The sequence below is a fragment of the Parviterribacter kavangonensis genome, from assembly GCF_056863335.1.
The window spans coordinates 344,770-362,921 of the sequence record NZ_JBXPJA010000002.1; the positions used below are offsets into that span (position 1 = coordinate 344,770).

The window sequence follows — 18,152 nt, forward strand, 5'->3', positions numbered from 1 at the left end:
CCCTCCGGGTTGAGCCGCTGCAACGCGTCATGGACGCCGGGGCCAATACCATCGCCCGCTGCCCACGAGACAGGAACCTGCGCATGGCGAAGATCAAGGTTGCCGAACCCGTCGTCGACCTCAACGGCGACGAGATGACCCGGATCATCTGGCAGTTCATCAAGGACCAGCTGATCCTCCCGTACCTCGACGTCGAGCTGAAGGAGTACGACCTCGGCATCGAGTCCCGTGACGCCACGGACGACCAGATCACGGTCGACGCGGCCAACGCGATCAAGCAGTACGGCGTCGGCGTCAAGTGCGCCACCATCACGCCCGACGAGGCCCGCGTCGAGGAGTTCGGCCTCAAGCGGATGTACCGCTCCCCCAACGGGACGATCCGCAACATCCTCGGCGGCGTCATCTTCCGCGAGCCGATCGTGATCTCGAACGTCCCGCGCCTCGTGCCGGGCTGGACGAAGCCGATCATCATCGGCCGTCACGCCTTCGGCGACCAGTACCGCGCCGAGGACTGGGTCGTGCCGGGCCCCGGCAAGTTCAAGATCGTCTTCGAGCCCGAGAACGGCGGCGAGAAGAAGGAGATCGACGTCTTCGACTTCCCCGGCGGCGGCGTGCTCATGGGGATGTACAACCTCGACGAGTCGATCCGCGACTTCGCGCGCGCGTCGATGCGGTACGGCCTGGATCGCGGCGTGCCGGTCTACATGTCGACGAAGAACACGATCCTCAAGGCGTACGACGGCCGCTTCAAGGACCTCTTCCAGGAGGTCTACGAGAGCGAGTTCAAGAGCGACTTCGAGCAGGCCGGCCTCACCTACGAGCACCGGCTCATCGACGACATGGTCGCCGCCGCGCTGAAGTGGGAGGGCGGCTACGTCTGGGCCTGCAAGAACTACGACGGCGACGTGCAGTCCGACACCGTCGCGCAGGGCTTCGGCTCGCTCGGCCTGATGACGAGCGTGCTCATGACGCCCGACGGCAACACCGTCGAGGCGGAGGCCGCGCACGGCACCGTGACCCGGCACTTCCGCCAGCACCAGCAGGGCAAGCCCACCTCGACGAACCCGATCGCGTCGATCTTCGCGTGGACGCGCGGGCTCGCCGCGCGCGGCCGCATGGACGGCACGCCGGACGTCACCGCGTTCGCCGAGACGCTCGAGCGCGTGTGCATCGAAACGGTCGAGAGCGGCAAGATGACGAAGGACCTGGCGCTGCTCGTCGGCGGCGACCAGCCCCATCAGACGACGCAGGAGTTCCTCGCGTCGATCGACGAGAACCTGAAGAAGGAGATGAACGCCTAGTGGCTACTCGGGTTGCAGTAACCGGCGCCGCCGGCCAGATCGGCTACGCCATCCTGTTCCGCCTTGCCTCGGGCCAGCTGCTCGGGCCGGACGAGAAGGTCGAGCTGCGTCTGCTGGAGGTCCCGCAGGCGGTCAAGGCCGCGGAGGGCACCGCGCTCGAGCTGATCGACTGCGCGTTCCCGCTGCTGTCGAAGATCGACATCACGGACGATCCGAAGGAGGCGTTCGACGGCGTCAACGTCGCGCTGCTCATCGGCGCGCGCCCGCGGTCGAAGGGGATGGAGCGCGCCGACCTGCTCGAGGCCAACGGCGCGATCTTCAAGCCGCAGGGCGAGGCGCTCAACGCGGGCGCCGCGGACGACGTGAAGGTGCTCGTCGTCGGCAACCCGGCGAACACCAACGCGCTGATCGCCGCGCACAACGCGCCCGACATCCCGAAGGAGCGCTTCACCGCCATGACGCGCCTGGACGAGAACCGGGCGGTCGCGCAGCTGGCGAACAAGCTGTCGGAGAGCGGCAAGCCGGTTGGTGTCGAGGACATCAACGACCTGGTGGTGTGGGGCAACCACTCACCCACCATGTTCCCCGACCTGTTCAACGCGAAGGTGAACGGCAACCGCGCCGTCGACGAGGTCGATGACATGGCGTGGTACGAGAACGAGTTCCTGCCGCGCGTCGGCAAGCGCGGCGCGGAGATCATCGAGGCCCGCGGCGCGTCGTCGGCGGCGTCGGCCGCCAACGCGGCGATCGACCACGTCCGCGACTGGGCGCTCGGCGCCGATGGCCTGCGGTCGATGGGCGTGTGGACGAGCGGCCAGTACGGCATCGAGGAGGGGCTCATCTGCTCGATGCCCGTCCGTTGCTCGGGCGGCGACTACACGGTCGAGGAGGGCTTCGAGGTCGGCGAGTTCGCCCAGTCGAAGATCGACATCACCGTCAACGAGCTGAAGGAGGAGCGGGAGGCCGTGCGCAAGCTCGGCCTGGTGCCGTGACCCGCTAGCCCTCCTTGGGGAACCAGCCCCGGCCCTCCTTGCGCACCTGCCCGTCCTGCTCCAGGCCGGGCAGGACGCGGTAGAGGTAGTTCTGCTGGATGCCCATGTTCTGGGCCATCTCGGGGATGGTGATGCCGGGCTGGCTCTTGACCAGGCTCAGCGCCTCGGCCGCGCGCGTGCCGGACCCACGGGGACGGCCGCGCCGGCCGGTGCCGGAGCCCGACCCGTTCGGACGGCGCGGGCGCCGCGACGGGGCGCCGTTGCCCGCCTCGTGCGGCTCGACGCCCTCGAGCGCGCGCTGCGCGGCCTCGAGGCGGTGGAACTCGTCGACCATCGGTCGGAGCTCCTTGAGGCGCGCGGCGATCTCGCGCTTCTTCTCTTCCAGGAAATCGGCCATGGTGCAACCGTAACCGTTACTCACACAATGCGCAGCAAGATCACTGTCCTATCGGGTGTCAACCCGCGTTCCACCGAAATGCTGGAAGGTGACTGGGTCACGGTCACCGGTGAAGCTGACATCGCGGGCGCCGACGTCGTGGTCATCGGTGACGGCACTGATGTGAACGCCGCCGCGCGTCTCGCCGCCCGACGCGCGCCCGGCGCGGTCATCGTCGTGGCGACCGCCGATCCGAAGGCCGGCGTGCAGGAAGCGCTGACCGCCAGCCTGCTGCCGCGCGGCCGCGTCCTCGGCGTGCACCCCGAGGACCTCGACCCCGTGCTGCGCGCGCTCGTGGGCGGGGGCGGCGAGCGCCTCGAGGCCGCGGTGCTGTGCCGCGGCGAGGCCGGCATCGAGAACGCCGTGTCCGTCGTGCCCGTCGAGGTGGGCGAGGGCGGCGTCGTGCGGATCGCGCCCGGCTGAGGGCGCGTCCCCGCGCGCTACGCGCGGACCGTCGACTCCGCGAGCTGCTTGAGGTTCGCGAGCGAGGCGCGGGCCTCGCGCTCGGGCACTCCGCCGGCGAGCACCTTCTCCGCCGTCGAGCCGAGCGGGCCGAACGGCGCCTTGAACTCGTTGCTGTACCCGTAGTGCGTGACGCCGCCGCGGTCCTCGAGGACGTTCTCGATGTACGCCTTGGAGCGCATCGGGCCGCGGCCCTCGTAGCGCGCGTACGTCGGGCCGTCGACCTCCACGAGGTTCCACGTCACCCAGAACGGCACGCCGCGCAGGCACAGCTGCTGCTTCATGGTGAAGCCCTCGGCCGTCGGGTCGCCGTGGACCTCCTTGACGTCGCGCGCGATGGTGACCCAGTCGAGCGTGCGCCGCGGGTCCATCGCGAGGGCGAACACCTCGTCGATGGGCGCCCGGATGTCGATCTCGACGCTGACGTGGCTCATCGAGCCGCCACGCTACCCGGCTCGAGGCGCTCCCACTCCCCGAGTGCGTGCTCGACGGCGCGGTCGAAGCGCCGCATCCGCAGGCCGAACAGCGCCTCCGCATCCATGTTGCGCGCGAGGATGTCGCCGCCGAGGCTGCCCATCAGCGGCTCGACGAGGCCGACGTCCTCGCCGGCGATCGCGGCCGCGATGCGGCTGGCGACGGGGGTCATGGCGATCGGCAGCTTGATCGCGGGGCGGCCGACGAGCATGAGGTCGCGGATGTGCTCGATCATCTCGCCGTAGCTGAGGACGTCCGGGCCGGCGACGTCGAGCGAGCGGCCGCCCGCCTTCGGCTCGGTAGCCGCGCGGGCGAGCACCTCGAGCATGTCGCGGCCGTCGACCGGCTGCGTGCGGGCGCGGGTCCACGGCGGCATCGGCAGCACCGGGACGCGCTCGACGAGCCGGACGAGGAAGCGGAACGAGCGCGAGCGCGCGCCGATGACGATCGAGGCGCGCAGGGCGACCGAGTCGGGCACCGCCTCGAGCAGCAGCTCCTCGACGCGCAGGCGGCTTGCCATGTGGGTCGAGATCGGGCCCTGCGGGAGGATGCCGCCGAGGTAGACGGTCCGCTTGACGCCGGCGCGGGCGGCGGCCTGCGCGAACGTCCGCGCGCCCTGCTCCTCGCGTGCCGCGAACGCGCCGTTGCTCGCGCGCTCCATGGAGTGGATGAGGTAGTAGGCGACGTCGACGCCGTCGAGCGCCTCCTCCAACCCCGCGCCGGTGAGCACGTCGCCGCGGACCACCTCGAGGCGGTGGTCGCGCGCCCGTGACGGGTCGCGGGCGAGGCCGCGGAGCTCGTGCCCGTCGCGCTCGAGGCGCGGGACGAGCGCTCCGCCGACGTAGCCGGTGATGCCGGTGATGAGGATGCGCACGGCGGCGACCTACCCTAGGCCGGTGCCGAACGATGCCGATCTGGGCGTGGTCGGGGCCGGCATCGTCGGGCTGGCCGTCGCCCGCGAGCTGCAGCGCCGCCGTCCGGACGCGAAGGTCGTCGTCCTCGACCGCGAGGACCGCATCGGGCTGCACCAGACCGGGCGCAACAGCGGCGTCATCCACGCGGGGATCTACTACGCACCGGGGTCGCTGAAGGCGCGGCTGTGCGTCGAGGGCGCGCGACTGCTCTACGAGTTCTGCGACGCGCGTGGGATCGCATACGAGCGCTGCGGCAAGGTCATCGTCGCGACGCGGTCCGACGAGGTCGCGGGCCTCGACGAGCTCGAGCGCCGCGGGATCGCCAACGGGGTCCCGGGCCTCCGGCGCGTCGACGCGGCCGGCCTGCGCGAGCTCGAGCCTCACGCGGCCGGCGTCGCCGCTCTCCATTCTCCGAACACCGGGATCGTCGACTACGCCGAGGTCGCCCGCGCGCTCGGCGACGAGATCCGCGAGAACGGCGGAGAGGTGCGCCTCGGCGTCGACGTCGTCGGAGCCGAGAAGGCCTCCGGAAGCGTCGCCCTTCGTCTCCGCCCGGGAGGCCCCCGAAGGGGTCCCCTCTGGGGAGCCGCCGACGAGGAGGTCTTGTCGGTCGGGCGGGCGGTCTTCTGCGCCGGCGGCCGGGCCGATCGCCTCGCCGTCGCCGGCGGCGCCGATCCGGACCCGCGCATCGTCCCGTTCCGCGGGTCCTACCTGCTGCTCAAGCCGGAGCGCCGGTCGCTCGTCAACGGGCTCATCTACCCGGTGCCGGATCCGTCGCTGCCGTTCCTCGGCGTCCACCTGACCAAGCACGTCACGGGCGACGTCTCGATCGGCCCGACGGCGCTGCTCGTCCCGACGCCGCACGCGCTGCGCTGGCCGGGGACGTGGAAGGTCGCGTGGAAGTACCGCCGCACGGCCGCGCACGAGGTGCGGATGGCGCTGCAGCGCCGCGCGTTCGTCGCCGAGGCGGCGCGCTACGTGCCCGCGCTGCGGCCCGAGGACGTCGGTTCCGGGCCGTCCGGGGTGCGGGCGCAGGCGGTGGGGCGCGACGGCTCGCTCGTCGACGACTTCGTGCTGTCCGGCACCGATGGCGCGGTCCACGTGCGCAACGCTCCGTCGCCCGCTGCGACGTCCTCGCTGGCGATCGCCAAGCACATCGCCGACGCGGTCGGCAAGGCGACCTCGTAGAAGCCCCGCTTCTTGCGGCAAAAAGGGCGAAAAGGCTGCAAAGAGCGGCGTTTTCACAATTCCTCCCCATTTGCGGGATGAGGTCTCCCCGGGCGTCGGCGGAGGTGCTTGGATGACCGGGCCGATGGGAACCGCGACCAACGATCGACCGGCGGGGAGGAAGGGCACGGGACGCAAGGTCTCGTGCGACGACTGCTTCTTCCGCTGCAACATGCTCTGCGCTCTGAACGAGCCCGAGCCGTGCGCCACCTTCCGCCCCGATCGTCCCGAGGGGCTGCGCCCGCCGCAGCAGCTGCGGTTCACCTTCCGCCAGGAGCGCCGCGTCAAGTCGACGTGGTCGTTCCCCACGGCGGAGGAGCAGGCGGCGCTCCACGCTTGACCCCGCACTAGGCTCCCGCCGATGCGGCTCACGGTGCTGGGCAAGTCGCCCTCGTGGCAGGACGTCGACGGGGCGTGCTCGGGCTACCTCGTCGAGGAGGACGGCACGGTCCTGCTCCTCGACTGCGGCAACGGCGTGTTCGGGAAGATGCGCCGCTTCGTCGACTACGTCGCCGTCGACGCGGTGGTCATCTCGCACCTCCACGCCGACCACTTCCTCGACCTCGTCCCGTTCGCCTACGGGCTGCGCTACGCGCCGCGCCAGCAGCCGGTCCCGGTCGACCGCTGGCCCGGCACCGACACGCCGGCGCGGCCGGTGCTGCACGCGCCGCGCGGGGCGCGCGAGTGCTTCCGCCGGGTCTGCAGCGGCTGGGGCGCCGAGGACCTCATCGAGGGAGCGTTCGACGTGCGCGAGTACGCGCCCGACGACGTCCTCGACGTCGGCCCGATGACGCTCCGCTTCCACCTGGTGCCGCACTTCGTCGACACGCACGCGATCGAGATCGCGTCGGTGAACGGCGGCGGGCGCATCACCTACGGCGCCGACCACCGCCCGACGCAGGAGCTCGTCACGTTCGCGCGCGACACCGACCTGCTCCTCATCGAGGCGACGCTCCCGCGCCCGGAGCGCGAGGGCGACCGCGGCCACCTCACCCCGGCCGAGGCGGGCGAGCACGCCCGCGAGGCCGGTGCCAAGCGCGTCGTGCTCACCCACATCTCCGACGAGCTCGACCACCTCTGGGCGCGCAACTGCGCCGCGGAGGCCTTCGGCGGCGACGTCCACGTCGCCGCCGAGGGCGACGTGTTCGACGTCTAGAACCTCACGTACTTCTCCTCGAGCTCCGCGTCGACGCCGCGGCGCTTCGCGATGCGGTTGAGGATCCCGATGACCGGGCCGACCAGGCGCAGCACGCCGGTCATCCGGATCTCCGCCCACGAGCCGAGGACGGCGAGGTGGAGCAGGTTCGTCGGGATGCCGTCCCTGTTCGTCTTGCCGTCGCGCGCAAGGCCGTAGCCGACCTGCAGCGCGCGCTCGAACCCGCGGTGCCCCGGCGTGAGCTCGACGAGGTACTTCACCTCGCCGTCGGTCTCGTTGAGGAAGTTGTGCAGCGACCCGGCCGGGGCGAGCGCGGTCTCGCCCGGCCCGAGGCAGTGGTCGACGCCCTCGAGGTTGACGGTCAACGTGCCCTCGAGCACCTCGAAGCGCTCGGCGTACGTGAGATGGCGGTGCGGCTGGTTCTTGCCGCCCGGCGAGAGGTGGACCTCGAACAGCGAGCGGGCGCCGCCCGACTCCTCGGCGGACTCGAGCAGGATCGCGGCGTCCTGCTGGACGGGGTTCCAGAAGCGCCGCTCTTCACGGGTGGTCGTCGTCATGGGGCGATGATCGGCTCGCCGCGCCGCCATGGCATCGGGGGGTTGCCCAACGTCGACCCGGACCCCGAAGATCCCGGGGGTGAAGCGCGTCTGGCTGCAGGTCGTCATGGCGCTCAGCGCGATCAACATCTGGACCGGGGCGCCGCTGCTGGCGCTGTGGGTCGGGTCGCGGGTGGCCACGTCCTCGTCGCAGGTGTCGATGGGGTCGGTGGCGCTCGTCGCGATCGTGATGTTCGGGACGGCCATCGGGCTGGTCGTCGTGCTCGGCCGCGCGTCGGCGGCCTACGACGAGCTGACCGGGCGGCCGCGGCACGTCAAGCGGCACGTCCCGTGGCTGCGCAGCGTGCGCGGCGAGCGGGTCGAGCATGAGCGGGAGCGCCAGGGGCTCACGACGCTCGAGCGGCTGCTGGTCGTGATGGTGGTGCTCGCGATCCTGGTCTTCGAGGCGTGGTTCTTCATCGCCTCGCCGTCTCCGATCGAACCGGGCCCGTCGAAGGACTGAGGCCAGGTGGTACACATCGGGCATGTCGTCGCGCGATCTCTTCGTCAGCTACGGCCGCTCGCGCCGCGAGGCCGACGAGCTCTTCGGTGACACGCGCCGGCGCCGGCCGGGGTCGGCGTGGGAGCCGGCGGTCGACGTCTTCTACGTCGACGACCCGCCCCGGGCGATCGTGCACGCCGAGCTGCCCGGCGTCGACGCCTCGCAGGTCACGCTCGAGATCCACGGGCGGGAGCTGCTGCTCGCCGGCCGCCGCGCCGCGCCCGCGCCCGAGGGGCGGCTCTACCAGCAGATCGAGATGGAGCACGGGTCGTTCCGGCGCGTCATCCCGCTCGGCGCCGACGTCGACAAGGACGCCGCGAAGGCGCGCTACGTCGACGGGATCCTCGAGGTGACCCTGCCGCTCGTCCGTCCCGAGCCGCGCCGCCGCAAGGTGTCGGTCAAGACGCGCGAGGACGCCGCGTGATCGAGATCGAGGGCGTCGGCGGCCCGCTGGACGCGGGAGCCAACGGCAACCGGCAGATCCCCTCGCCGGCCCGCGTGCTGCCGCTGCGCGAGATCGTCGCGTTCCCCGAGACCGTGCTGCCGCTCGCCATCGGTCAGCCCCGGTCGATCGAGCTCGTCAACGACGCGCTCGCCCACGACCGCATGATCGTGATGGTCGGGAGCAGGCAGCCCGAGGTGGAGGAGCCGCCGCCCGAGCAGTTGCACGAGGTCGGCGTCGTCGGCGTCATCGCGCGGATGATGAAGGCGCCCGACGGCTCCCTGCGCGTGCTCGTCCAGGCGACGCAGCGCGTGCGGATCACGCGCTGGGTCCGCGAGGAGCCGTACCTCGTCGCCGAGGTCGCCGAGGCCCCCGACGTGGTCCGCGAGTCCAACGAGCTGACCGCGCTCGTCCGCCAGGTGCAGACGACGTTCTCGGAGATCGTCGAGGCGCTCCCGTACCTGCCCGAGGAGATGTCGGTCGCCGTCGCGAACCTCGACGACCCGAGCATGCTCTCGCACGTCATCGCCGGCTCACTGCGGCTGAAGGCCGAGGAGAAGCAGTCGCTGCTCGAGGAGCTCGACGTCGCCAAGCGGCTGCGGCGGCTGCTCGAGGCGCTGCAGCGCGAGCTCGAGGTCATCCAGATCGGCTCGCGCATCCAGTCCGAGGTCCAGGGCGAGATCGACCGCTCGCAGCGCGAGTTCGTCCTGCGCCAGCAGCTCAAGGCCATCCAGGAGGAGCTGGGCGAGCGCGACCCGGCCGAGGCCGAGGTCGACGAGCTGCGCGAGCAGCTGCAGGAGATCGAGCTGCCCGACGAGATCCGCACGCAGGTCGACCGCGAGCTGTCGCGCCTCGAGCGCCTCCCGCAGGCGGCGGCCGAGCACGGCGTCATCCGCGGCTGGCTCGAGTGGGTCGCCTCGCTGCCGTGGGGCAAGACGACCGAGGACGACCTCGACCTCAAGCACGCTCGCGAGGTGCTCGACGACGATCACTTCGGCCTCGAGCAGGTCAAGGAGCGCATCCTCGAGTTCCTCGCCGTCCGCCGTCTCAAGCCGGACGCGCGCGGCTCGATCCTGTGCTTCGTCGGGCCGCCCGGCGTGGGCAAGACGTCGCTCGGCCGCTCGATCGCCCGCGCGCTCGGGCGTGAGTTCGAGCGCATCAGCGTCGGCGGTGTGCGCGACGAGGCCGAGATCCGGGGCCACCGCCGCACGTACATCGGCGCGCTGCCCGGCGTGATCATCCGCGCGATGCGCGACGCGGGCTCGATGAACCCGCTGTTCATGATCGACGAGCTGGACAAGATGGGCGCGGACTTCCGTGGCGATCCGGCGAGCGCGATGCTCGAGGTGCTCGACCCCGAGCAGAACACGACGTTCCGCGACCACTACCTCGACGTGCCGTTCGACCTCTCGAGCGTCATGTTCATCGCGACGGCGAACACGCTCGACACGATCCCCGGGCCGCTGCTGGATCGCATGGAGGTCATCCAGATCGCGGGCTACACCGAGGAGGAGAAGCTCCAGATCGCCAAGCGGTACCTCGTGCCGCGCCAGATCTCGCGCAACGGCCTCAAGCGCAGGCAGATCTCCATCTACGACAAGGCGCTGCGGGCGATCATCCGCGACTACACGCGCGAGGCCGGCGTCCGCGGGCTCGAGCGCGAGATCGGCACGATCTGCCGCAAGGTCGCACGGCAGGTCGCGGAGGGAACGGTCGACAAGCGCGTGAGCGTCGACGAGGCGAAGGCGCGCGAGCTGCTCGGCAAGCGCCGCGTGTTCAGCGAGGTCCTCCGCCGCACGCGTGACGCGGGCGTGGCGACCGGGCTGGCGTGGACGCCGGTCGGCGGCGACGTGCTGTTCGTCGAGGCCCGCGCGATCCCCGGCACCGGCAAGCTCACCATCACCGGGCAGCTCGGCGACGTCATGCGCGAGTCCGTGCAGGCGGCGCTGACGTGGGTGCGCGGTGCGGGCATCGTGGAGAGCGGGTTCTTCGCCGAGCACGACCTCCACGTCCACGTCCCGGCGGGCGCGATCCCGAAGGACGGGCCGAGCGCCGGCGTCACGATCGTCACCGCGCTCGTGTCCGCGCTGACGGACCGCTGCGTGCGCGCCGACGTCGCGATGACGGGCGAGGTGACGCTCACGGGCGAGGTGCTGCCCATCGGCGGGCTGAAGGAGAAGGCGCTCGCCGCGCAGCGCCTCGGGATCCGCCACGTGATCGCTCCCGAGCTCAACGAGCAGGACGCCGAGGAGATCCCCGAGCACCTGCGCAAGTCGCTCGAGTTCCACTTCGTGTCGCACGTCGAGGATGTGCTTGGTGTGGCGCTCGAGCCCTCCGGGGTAGGATCCGGGAGCCAGAACGGCAAGCGAGGCGAGGGAGAGGAATGGCAAAGAAGAGCAAGGCGGCCAAGGCGACCGCCGGCACCGCGATCGCCGGCGCGTCACCGTACGTCCAGCGCCTGATCCAGGACGAGGAGCTGCGCGACAACATCCGCACGGCCTACGAGTCCGGCCGTAGCGCGTACAGCCGGCTGAACAACGGCAAGGCGCCCGCGAAGGCGCTCTTGGACGACAAGAAGCTCCACAAGGACCTCCAGAGCGCCGCGGATTCGCTGCGCTCGGCGAGCGATGCGCTCCGTGAGGGGCCCAAGAAGAAGAAGCGCAAGGGCGGCATCGGCCGGCTCCTGCTTCTCGCGATCATCGGCACCGGCGTCGCGCTCGGCGTGAGCAGCGACCTGCGCAACAAGGTGCTCGACCTGCTCTTCGGCGCGGAGGAGGAGTTCGACTACACGTCGACCACCGCCCCCGCCGCGCCGGCGCCCACGGCGACCGCGGGCGCGAGCGGCTGACCGACCGCGGGACACCACCGCTTCGCTGGAGGGCGCCTACGGGCGCCCTCCGTCGTTCCGCGCCCGGCCGCGTGAACCTCATGGGCGAGCACACGGACTACAACGAGGGGTTCGTGCTGCCGCTCGTCCTCGACCGCGAGGTCGGCGTCACCCTGTCGTACGGCGGCGCGCCGCCGGATGACCCGTACACGCGCGGCGTCTTCGCCGCCCTGGGCATCTGGCCGCCGGTCGACGTGGAGAGCGACGCGACACTGCCGGCGGGCGCCGGGCTGGGCTCGAGCGCGGCGTACGAGGTCGCTCTGCTTCGCGCGCTCGACGCCGCCTTCGGCTGGGGATGGGATGCGCGCGTCATCGCGCAAGTCGCATGGGTCGCCGAGACCGAGCACGTCGGCGTGCCCTGCGGGATGATGGATCAGATGGCCGCGTCGCTCGGGACGCCCGGCGAGGCGTTGCTCATCGACTGCGCCTCGCAAGACGTCCGGCGGGTGTCGGTCCCGCCGAACGCTCGGTTCACCGTCCACGACTCGGGCGTCAAGCACGCGAACGCGACGAGCGGCTACGCCGAACGGCGGCGCGAGTGCAAGCGGGACGCGCAGGCACTGGGAGTCGCCGCCCTACGGGAGGTCTCGCCCGCCGACCCCCGGCTGCGCGATCTTCCGCGGGCCCGCCACGTCGTTGAGGAGAACGCGCGGGTCCTCGCCTTCCGAGCCGCGCTCGGGCGTGAGGACCTCGCCGAGTGCGGGCGGCTGATGACGGCGTCGCACGCCTCGCAGCGGGATCTCTTCGAGGTCTCCGTCCCCGAGGTCGACGCGCTCGTCGAGCGTCTCCTCTCCGAGGGAGCGCTGGGGGCGCGGCTGACCGGCGGCGGCTTCGGCGGCTCCGTCGTCGCCCTCTTCGCCGACTAGTGGCCTGAGTCGGAAGGTCGTGCCCAGCTGGTGGATGCCGGATCGTGCCTGACGGCGACCGGCATCCACTGTCGTACTGGTAGTCCGGCTGTGGATGCCGGGTGCCGTCAGGCGCGATAACGGCGCCGCCAGATGCCCGCGAGCTTCCGACTCAGGTCACTAGGATCCCGCGGGCGATGGAGGCCACGGCGGCGCGGCGGCTCGACGGCGAGAAGGCGCAGAGGATCATCGAGGCGATGCGCAGCTCGGTGGCCCGGCGCGGCGTGGCCGGGTCGACGTTCGACCACGTCGCCCGCGAGGCCGAGGTCTCGCGCGGGCTGCTGCACTACTACTTCGGCACGAAGGAGCGGCTGCTCGCCGAGGTCGTGCGCCGCGACTGCGAGGTGCGGATGGCCGCGCTCGACGAGCAGATCTCCGGCGCCCGCACGCCCGAGGACGTCTTCGAGCGGCTCGTCGCGAACCTCCAGGACGTCGTCCACCGCGAGCCCGAGCTCATCACGCTCATCTTCGAGCTCTTCGCCGCCGGCCGGCACAACGAGGAGCTGGCCGCGGAGTTCTCCGAGCTCACGCGCCGCACGCGCGAGCAGCTCGCCGACCTGCTCGCGGCGAAGGCGGCCGAGGGCGTCCTCTCGCTCGCCGCGCCGCCGATGGCGCTGGCCGACGTGCTCTTCGCGCTGGCCGACGGCATGGCGCTGCGGATGCTCGCCGAGCCGGGTCGCGACTGGACCGACGCGATCGCCGCGAGCGTCCGCGCCGTCCGGCCGCTGCTCGTCGCCGAGTAGTCCGTTCTTCCACCCCGCCGTGTGACCGGTCCCACACGGCGCCGGAGGGCGCTGAGCTTCCCTCCCTGGCCAGCCAGCCAGTTCCCGGGTAAGGGGAGGTCCGTGCAGGGGTTCATGCTCAAGCTCGACGCCGCGCTGCAGCGCCATCGTCGCGTCGTGCTCGCGCTGTGGATCGCGGCGATCGTCGCGGCGGTCCCGTTCGCCCTGCGCCAGTCCGACCACCTGACCGGCGGCGGCTACACGGTCCCCGGCTCGCAGTCCGCGCAGGTCGAGGACGCCGCGCAGGGGTTCGGCGACGCCGGACGGCCGACGCTCGCCGCGGTGCTCGTGCCGCAGCGCGAGGCGACCGCGCGCGACGTGCGCGCTGCGATCGACGGCGTCCGCGACGCCGCGCGGGCCGAGCCGCGCGTCGTGCTCACGCAGCGCGCGCAGCAGCAGGCGCTCGCGCAGCTCGAGCGGCAAGGCCCCGGACGAACGCTCGTCGTCCCGCTCGCGCTGAACGCGAAGCTCATGCAGGACATCGACATCGCGACCGGGCTGCGGGAGCGGCTCGGGCTCGCCGAGGAGAAGGCCGCGCCGGTCGTCGTGCACCTCGTCGGCCAGGGCGCGCTGTGGGCGCGCATGCAGGAGGTCGCCAAGGAGGACGTCGAGCGCAGCGAGCGCTCCGGCTTCCCGATCGTCGCGCTCGTCCTGCTCGCCGTCTTCGGGTCGCTCGCCGCGGCGGCTCTGCCGCTCGCGCTCGGCATCGCCTCCGTGCTCGTCACCGGGGCGCTGATCTACGCGCTCTCGCTCGTGATGGACATGAGCGTCTTCGTCACGAACATGGCCTCGATGATCGGGATCGGCGTCGCCGTCGACTACTCGCTCTTCGTCCTCGCCCGCTACCGCGAGGAGATCCACGCCGGCCGGTCGCCCGACGACGCGCGGGCCACCGCGCTGGCGACGAGCGGACTCGCCGTGCTCTTCAGCGGAGTCACCGTCATCGCCTCGCTCGCCGGGCTGTTCCTCATCGACACGACGGCGATCCGGTCGATGGCGGTCGGGGCGATCCTCGTCGTCGCGGTCGCGATGCTCGCCAGCGCGACGTTCCTGCCGGTGCTGATCCGGCTGCTCGGCCGGCGCGCGTACGCCCGCTCGCGCGCGTTCACCGTCGCCGGGCTGATCGCCCGAGCACAGCGCTGGCGGCGCCGGCGGCCGGGCAGCACGCGCGTCGCGCGGCCCGGCTTCTGGGCGTGGTGGACCGAGAAGGTCATGCGGCGCCCGGTCGTGGCGGTCGTCGCCGCGTCGGCGATCCTGCTCGCGCTCGCCGCCCCCGCGATCGAGATGGAGACGGACAACGGCGCGCTGCGCCAGCTCGCGCCCGGCGACGAGACGCGCGTCGGCTTCGAGGAGGCGGCGAAGGCGACCGGCGCCGGCGCCAGCTCCCCGGTCCGGATCCTGGCCCGGTTCGACAGCGGCACGGGCGCGACGCCGCGCAACCATGAGGCGCTCGTCGCCATCCGCCGCGAGCTGCGCGACGACCCGCAGACCGCGCGGCTGCTGCCGCAGGTCACGGCGCGGGACGGTCGCAGCGTGATGCTGCAGGCGCAGCTGCGCACCGACCCGGAGAGCGACGCCGCGAAGGCGGCCGTCGACCGGCTGCGCGACCGCCTGCCCGAGGTGGCGCCCGGGACGCAGCTCGCGATCGGCGGCTCGACCGCGGCGCAGGCCGACTTCAAGGAGCTCATCGCCGGCTCGATGTGGAAGATCGTGCTCTTCGTCCTCGGCCTCTCGTACCTCGTGCTGCTCGTCCTCCTGCGCAGTGCGGTGCTGCCGCTCAAGGCGGTGCTGATGAACCTGCTGTCCGTCGGCGCGGCGTACGGCGTGTTGACGCTCGTGTTCGGCGAGGTCGACGCGATCACCCCCCCGCTCGTGCTGGCGGTGGTGTTCGGGCTGTCGATGGACTACGAGGTGTTCCTGCTCACGCGCATCCGCGAGCGCTACGCGGTCACCGGCGACACCCGCCGCGCCGTCGCCGAGGGGCTCGCGACCAGCGCGCGGACGATCTCGAGCGCCGCGCTCATCATGGTCGCGGTCTTCCTCGTCTTCGTGTTCACGGGCCTGCCCTCGATCCAGCAGCTCGGGCTCGGCAACGCCGTGGCGATCGCGGTCGACGCGACGATCGTCCGGCTCGCACTCGTCCCCGCGGCGATGGAGCTGCTCGGCAAGTGGAACTGGTGGCTGCCGCGGCCGCTCGCGCGCGTGCTCCCCGACGTCGAGCTCGAGGAGCTGCGCCCACTGCCGACCCGCGGCTGACGCCGCGGGTCGGCAGCCCGGATCTGTGCTCAGTGCCGAATGAGCGGCATGTGCAGGTGCCCGTCGACCCTGCGCTGATGCAGGGCCGCGGCACCGAGCGCCGCGAGCAGCGCGAGGCCGCCCGCGATGATCGCCGCGTCGCCAACGCCGAAGCCGCCGTCATCGCTGACCACGACGACGGGGGAGGAGGCCGGCGCCGGAGACGGTGACGTGGACTGCACCGCGGCGTCCGCGGTGTCGGGCGAGCGGAGGTCCTGCGTCGTGCCGATCTGGCGCGCGGCGTCGCGGGCGTCGGCCGAGCGCAGGTCAGAGGTGGAGGTCGTGATCGAGGTCGTCCCCGTCGCCTGGGGGTCCGCCCCGTTCGCCTGCTCCCAGTTCGCGGCAGTCGCGGCCCCCGGTACGGCGAGCGCGACGATCGCAGCGGAGAGCGCCACCGTGCGGTGGTGCATGCCGGGCATGTGGGTCCCTTCTCGTTGGACGGCCGCCCACCGCGGCCGCGATGCCGGGATGTTCTGCGCGGCTGGTAAAGGGGTTCGCCGACCGTGGTAAAGGCGCGTCAATGAGCGACGCTCAGCGCGACCCGGTCGTGTGCCGCGCGCGCCAGGAGCACCTCCGCGCGGGCCCGATCCCGGCCGCGGCCGCGGCGCAGCAGCGCGCGCGCCTGCTCCTCGCGGTCGTGCGTCGCCGCGGGGCGCGCGCCGGTGGACTCGTCGAGCGCGAGCGCGGCGGAGAAGTGCTCGTCCGCGACGTCCCAGCGCTCGCAGAGCGCCGCGAGCATCCCGAGCCAGCGCCACGTCGAGCCGCAGGCGACCTCGGGCTCGGTGACGACGACGAACGGCCCGACCGGCAGCAGCCGCGTGTACAGCTCGGCGCCCCGCTCGCGGTCGCCGAGCCGGACGCACGCCTCGGCGGCGAACGTCGCTCCCCACACCCACTGCTCGTCGGGGCTGAGCCCGGCGAACCCGTCGGCCGCGATCGCGCCGAGCCGGTCGGTCGCCCGCTCCAGCCGGCCCACTTCGAGGTCGACCGCGAGCGCGAGGCAGTCGAGGATCCGGTAGCCGGGCCGTTCGCGCCGCCAGCGGGGGAGGACGTCGTCGAGCTCCGCGAGCCGCCCCTGCTCGAAGCGCAGGTGGAACCGCTGCAAGTCGCGCTCGATCGCGGGCGCCCACGACAACGCGTGCTCGCCGGCGGCGAAGGCCTCGTCGATGAGCAGCTCCGCTGCGGCGAAGCGCCCCTCGAACGTCGCGAGCGTCGCGTTGGCGACGAGGACGACCCACCGCTGGGCGGGCTGGTGCAGCTCGCCGGCCAGCCGCGTGATCGCGGCGAGCCCCGCGCGCACGCCCGGCATGTCGCCCAGCAGCCAGGCGTTCCACATCCGCTGCTCGAGCCCGCCGAAGACGCGCTCGTCGTCGCCGAGCTCCGTCCCCAGCTCGATGAGCTCCTCGGCGCCCGGCATCACGCGGTCGAGCATGAAGGGCCCGCAGAGCCCGCTGATCTGCGACTCGATCGTGTAGGCGAGCGTCTCGGGATCGCCCACCCGCCGGGCCATCGCGACCGCCTCGTCGCCGAGCAGCCGCCGCTCCTCCCAGCCCAGCTCGCCGCCGCGCAGGGCCGGCACCAGCCGCGCGAGCAGGCGCGCCCGAAGGGGGTGGTCGCCCTCGCCGAGCGCGTCGAGCGCCTGCTCGATCAGCGGGACGAGCTGCGGGTCGGCGATCGAGCGCATCCACAGGAAGCGCCCGAGGTACGCGAGCGCCGCCTCGGCCAGGACCTCGGGCATGCCCGCCCGCGCGGCGAGCCGCGCCGCCGCGAGGAAGCACTCCCGTGCCCCGCTGTCGTCGCCGGCGCGGGCCAGCGCCGCGCCGCGCCGCAGCAGCAGCGCCGTCCGCCGCCCCGTGTCGCCCGGCGCCGCGCGCTCGAGCACGGTGAGCGCCAGCCCGTGCAGATGCGCCGCCTCGGCCCATCCGACGTCGTCGAGGGCGCCGTCGCCGAGGTCCGCGTCGGCGAGCTGCTCCAGCTGCGCGGCCAGCTCGCCGCAGCGGTCGGCGAACTCGGCGGCGGCGACGACGCCGCGCGACGGGCCCGCCGACAGACCAGGGTCGTGCCGGAGGATGGCTCGCTCCAGGTCGGTCAGCTCGCGCGTCGGCTGCAGGCCGAGCTCCTCGTCGAGCACCCGTTGCGTCGCCCGGTACGTGGCGAGCGCCTCGGCCTGGCGGCCGCTGCGGTACAGCGCGAGCATGAGCTGGCGCCGCAGCCGCTCGCGATACGGGTGGCCCGCGACGAGCGCCTCGAGCTCGCCGACGAGGTCGTCGCTGCCGAGCGCCAGCTCGGCGTCGACGCGATCCTCGATCGCCTGGAGGCGCAGCTCCTCGAGCCGCGCGATCTCCGGCTGGGCGAAGTCGGCGTAGGCGAGGTCGGCGAGCGGCGGGCCGCGCCACAGCGCGAGCGCCTCGCGGAGCGTCTCCGCCGCCCGCGGCGCGTCGCCCGCCGCGAGCGCCCGCGCGCCGGTCGCGGCCAGGCGCTCGAAGCGGTCCGCGTCGACGGCGCCGGGCTCGACGTGCAGGACGTACCCGGGGGCCCGGGCGTCGATCGTCAGGCACGCCTTGCGCAGCTGGGAGACGTGCACCTGCAGCGCCTTCGTCGCGGTCGGCGGCGGCGACTGGCCCCACAGCGCGTCCTCGAGGTGGTCGCGCGAGACCACCTCGCCCGCGTGCAGCACGAGAAGGCCGAGGAGCGCGCGCTGCCTGGCCGAACGCAACGGGATCTCCCGGCCATCGACGCGCACCTCGAGGATCCCCAGGATCCCGATCTCGAGGCGCACAT

Annotated in this window: 19 protein-coding genes; 13 read left to right on the forward strand and 6 right to left on the reverse strand. The window is 72.6% G+C overall.

The genetic code is table 11. The features are described from left to right. Positions 1-83 precede the first annotated feature (83 nt). Together AC1UE4_RS17445 and AC1UE4_RS17450 are read left to right on the forward strand one after the other, a co-directional pair. On the forward strand, positions 84-1,301 hold the full coding sequence (locus tag AC1UE4_RS17445) for an NADP-dependent isocitrate dehydrogenase (protein ID WP_482918581.1): 1,218 nt from the start codon (positions 84-86) through the stop codon (positions 1,299-1,301). Beyond that, complete coding sequence (locus AC1UE4_RS17450) at positions 1,301-2,293, forward strand: malate dehydrogenase (RefSeq protein WP_482918582.1); 993 nt, start codon at positions 1,301-1,303, stop codon at positions 2,291-2,293. The genes AC1UE4_RS17445 and AC1UE4_RS17450 overlap by 1 nt, the downstream gene beginning before the upstream one ends. 4 nt (positions 2,294-2,297) lie before the next feature. On the opposite strand, the gene AC1UE4_RS17455 is transcribed toward AC1UE4_RS17450, so the two are convergent. Continuing rightward, a complete protein-coding gene (locus tag AC1UE4_RS17455; RefSeq protein ID WP_482918583.1) occupies positions 2,298-2,690 on the reverse strand; it encodes a hypothetical protein in 393 nt (130 codons plus the stop codon). Positions 2,691-2,717: 27 nt separating this feature from the next. On the opposite strand from AC1UE4_RS17455, the gene AC1UE4_RS17460 reads away from it, so the two are divergent. After that, positions 2,718-3,152: a hypothetical protein gene (locus AC1UE4_RS17460; protein WP_482918584.1), complete on the forward strand. Its 435-nt coding sequence runs from the start codon at positions 2,718-2,720 to the stop codon at positions 3,150-3,152. Positions 3,153-3,169: 17 nt separating this feature from the next. Here the strand turns inward: AC1UE4_RS17460 and AC1UE4_RS17465 are convergent, their stop codons facing one another. Further along, positions 3,170-3,625: an SRPBCC family protein gene (locus AC1UE4_RS17465; protein WP_482918585.1), complete on the reverse strand. Its 456-nt coding sequence runs from the start codon at positions 3,623-3,625 to the stop codon at positions 3,170-3,172. Continuing rightward, positions 3,622-4,539: an NAD(P)H-binding protein gene (locus AC1UE4_RS17470; protein ID WP_482918586.1), complete on the reverse strand. Its 918-nt coding sequence runs from the start codon at positions 4,537-4,539 to the stop codon at positions 3,622-3,624. Before AC1UE4_RS17470 ends, AC1UE4_RS17465 begins: the two co-directional genes overlap by 4 nt. Positions 4,540-4,561: 22 nt before the next feature. Here AC1UE4_RS17470 and lhgD point away from each other — a divergent pair, with 22 nt between their 5' ends. From lhgD to AC1UE4_RS17485, 3 genes are all read left to right on the forward strand, one after another. Continuing rightward, positions 4,562-5,767, forward strand: coding sequence for an L-2-hydroxyglutarate dehydrogenase (gene lhgD, locus AC1UE4_RS17475; RefSeq protein WP_482918587.1), 1,206 nt, complete (start codon positions 4,562-4,564; stop codon positions 5,765-5,767). A 124-nt stretch (positions 5,768-5,891) separates the two neighbouring features. Further along, entirely contained in the window at positions 5,892-6,146 is a 255-nt protein-coding gene (locus AC1UE4_RS17480; protein ID WP_482918588.1) for a hypothetical protein, read from the forward strand. A gap of 21 nt (positions 6,147-6,167) precedes the next feature. After that, positions 6,168-6,962: an MBL fold metallo-hydrolase gene (locus AC1UE4_RS17485; protein WP_482918589.1), complete on the forward strand. Its 795-nt coding sequence runs from the start codon at positions 6,168-6,170 to the stop codon at positions 6,960-6,962. Here the strand turns inward: AC1UE4_RS17485 and AC1UE4_RS17490 are convergent. Continuing rightward, on the reverse strand, positions 6,959-7,519 hold the full coding sequence (locus tag AC1UE4_RS17490) for a cupin domain-containing protein (protein ID WP_482918590.1): 561 nt from the start codon (positions 7,517-7,519) through the stop codon (positions 6,959-6,961). The two genes, AC1UE4_RS17485 and AC1UE4_RS17490, sit on opposite strands and share 4 nt — an antisense overlap. Positions 7,520-7,598: 79 nt before the next feature. Here AC1UE4_RS17490 and AC1UE4_RS17495 point away from each other — a divergent pair, with 79 nt between their 5' ends. The 7 genes from AC1UE4_RS17495 (at position 7,599) to AC1UE4_RS17525 (ending at position 15,332) form a co-directional block, all read left to right on the forward strand. Beyond that, on the forward strand, positions 7,599-8,021 hold the full coding sequence (locus tag AC1UE4_RS17495; protein ID WP_482918591.1) for a hypothetical protein: 423 nt from the start codon (positions 7,599-7,601) through the stop codon (positions 8,019-8,021). Positions 8,022-8,043: 22 nt separating this feature from the next. Beyond that, positions 8,044-8,484: an Hsp20/alpha crystallin family protein gene (locus tag AC1UE4_RS17500; protein WP_482918592.1), complete on the forward strand. Its 441-nt coding sequence runs from the start codon at positions 8,044-8,046 to the stop codon at positions 8,482-8,484. Beyond that, positions 8,481-10,964, forward strand: a complete 2,484-nt coding sequence (lon, locus tag AC1UE4_RS17505; RefSeq protein WP_482918593.1) for an endopeptidase La — start codon at positions 8,481-8,483, stop codon at positions 10,962-10,964. The genes AC1UE4_RS17500 and lon overlap by 4 nt, the downstream gene beginning before the upstream one ends. Next, the gene (locus tag AC1UE4_RS17510) at positions 10,886-11,350 is read left to right on the forward strand and encodes a hypothetical protein (RefSeq protein WP_482918594.1); all 465 of its coding nucleotides are present in this window, start codon (positions 10,886-10,888) and stop codon (positions 11,348-11,350) included. Before lon ends, AC1UE4_RS17510 begins: the two co-directional genes overlap by 79 nt. Next, complete coding sequence (locus AC1UE4_RS17515) at positions 11,347-12,255, forward strand: galactokinase (protein ID WP_482919042.1); 909 nt, start codon at positions 11,347-11,349, stop codon at positions 12,253-12,255. Before AC1UE4_RS17510 ends, AC1UE4_RS17515 begins: the two co-directional genes overlap by 4 nt. Before the next feature lie 176 nt (positions 12,256-12,431). After that, positions 12,432-13,037 carry a TetR/AcrR family transcriptional regulator gene (locus AC1UE4_RS17520; RefSeq protein ID WP_482918595.1) on the forward strand — a complete coding sequence of 202 codons (606 nt, stop codon included), beginning with the start codon at positions 12,432-12,434 and terminating at the stop codon, positions 13,035-13,037. A 102-nt stretch (positions 13,038-13,139) separates the two neighbouring features. Further along, positions 13,140-15,332 (forward strand): MMPL family transporter, encoded by a 2,193-nt coding sequence (locus AC1UE4_RS17525; RefSeq protein ID WP_482918596.1) that lies wholly within the window; start codon positions 13,140-13,142, stop codon positions 15,330-15,332. 29 nt (positions 15,333-15,361) lie between these two features. Here AC1UE4_RS17525 and AC1UE4_RS17530 read toward each other — a convergent pair whose 3' ends face one another. Then, complete coding sequence (locus AC1UE4_RS17530; protein WP_482918597.1) at positions 15,362-15,790, reverse strand: hypothetical protein; 429 nt, start codon at positions 15,788-15,790, stop codon at positions 15,362-15,364. A 98-nt stretch (positions 15,791-15,888) separates the two neighbouring features. Next, the gene (locus tag AC1UE4_RS17535) at positions 15,889-18,150 is read right to left on the reverse strand and encodes an AfsR/SARP family transcriptional regulator (RefSeq protein WP_482918598.1); all 2,262 of its coding nucleotides are present in this window, start codon (positions 18,148-18,150) and stop codon (positions 15,889-15,891) included. Positions 18,151-18,152 lie beyond the last annotated feature (2 nt).

What these genes read in the sequence shown, in the direction of transcription:
- AC1UE4_RS17445 (WP_482918581.1), top strand. Translation starts at nt 84, where the DNA reads ATGGCGAAGATCAAGGTTGCCGAACCCGTCGTCGACCTCAACGGCGAC.
- AC1UE4_RS17455 (WP_482918583.1), bottom strand. Translation starts at nt 2,690, where the DNA reads ATGGCCGATTTCCTGGAAGAGAAGAAGCGCGAGATCGCCGCGCGCCTC.
- AC1UE4_RS17460 (WP_482918584.1), top strand. Translation starts at nt 2,718, where the DNA reads ATGCGCAGCAAGATCACTGTCCTATCGGGTGTCAACCCGCGTTCCACC.
- AC1UE4_RS17465 (WP_482918585.1), bottom strand. Translation starts at nt 3,625, where the DNA reads ATGAGCCACGTCAGCGTCGAGATCGACATCCGGGCGCCCATCGACGAG.
- AC1UE4_RS17480 (WP_482918588.1), top strand. Translation starts at nt 5,892, where the DNA reads ATGGGAACCGCGACCAACGATCGACCGGCGGGGAGGAAGGGCACGGGA.
- AC1UE4_RS17485 (WP_482918589.1), top strand. Translation starts at nt 6,168, where the DNA reads ATGCGGCTCACGGTGCTGGGCAAGTCGCCCTCGTGGCAGGACGTCGAC.
- AC1UE4_RS17490 (WP_482918590.1), bottom strand. Translation starts at nt 7,519, where the DNA reads ATGACGACGACCACCCGTGAAGAGCGGCGCTTCTGGAACCCCGTCCAG.
- AC1UE4_RS17500 (WP_482918592.1), top strand. Translation starts at nt 8,044, where the DNA reads ATGTCGTCGCGCGATCTCTTCGTCAGCTACGGCCGCTCGCGCCGCGAG.
- AC1UE4_RS17510 (WP_482918594.1), top strand. Translation starts at nt 10,886, where the DNA reads ATGGCAAAGAAGAGCAAGGCGGCCAAGGCGACCGCCGGCACCGCGATC.
- AC1UE4_RS17520 (WP_482918595.1), top strand. Translation starts at nt 12,432, where the DNA reads ATGGAGGCCACGGCGGCGCGGCGGCTCGACGGCGAGAAGGCGCAGAGG.
- AC1UE4_RS17530 (WP_482918597.1), bottom strand. Translation starts at nt 15,790, where the DNA reads ATGCCCGGCATGCACCACCGCACGGTGGCGCTCTCCGCTGCGATCGTC.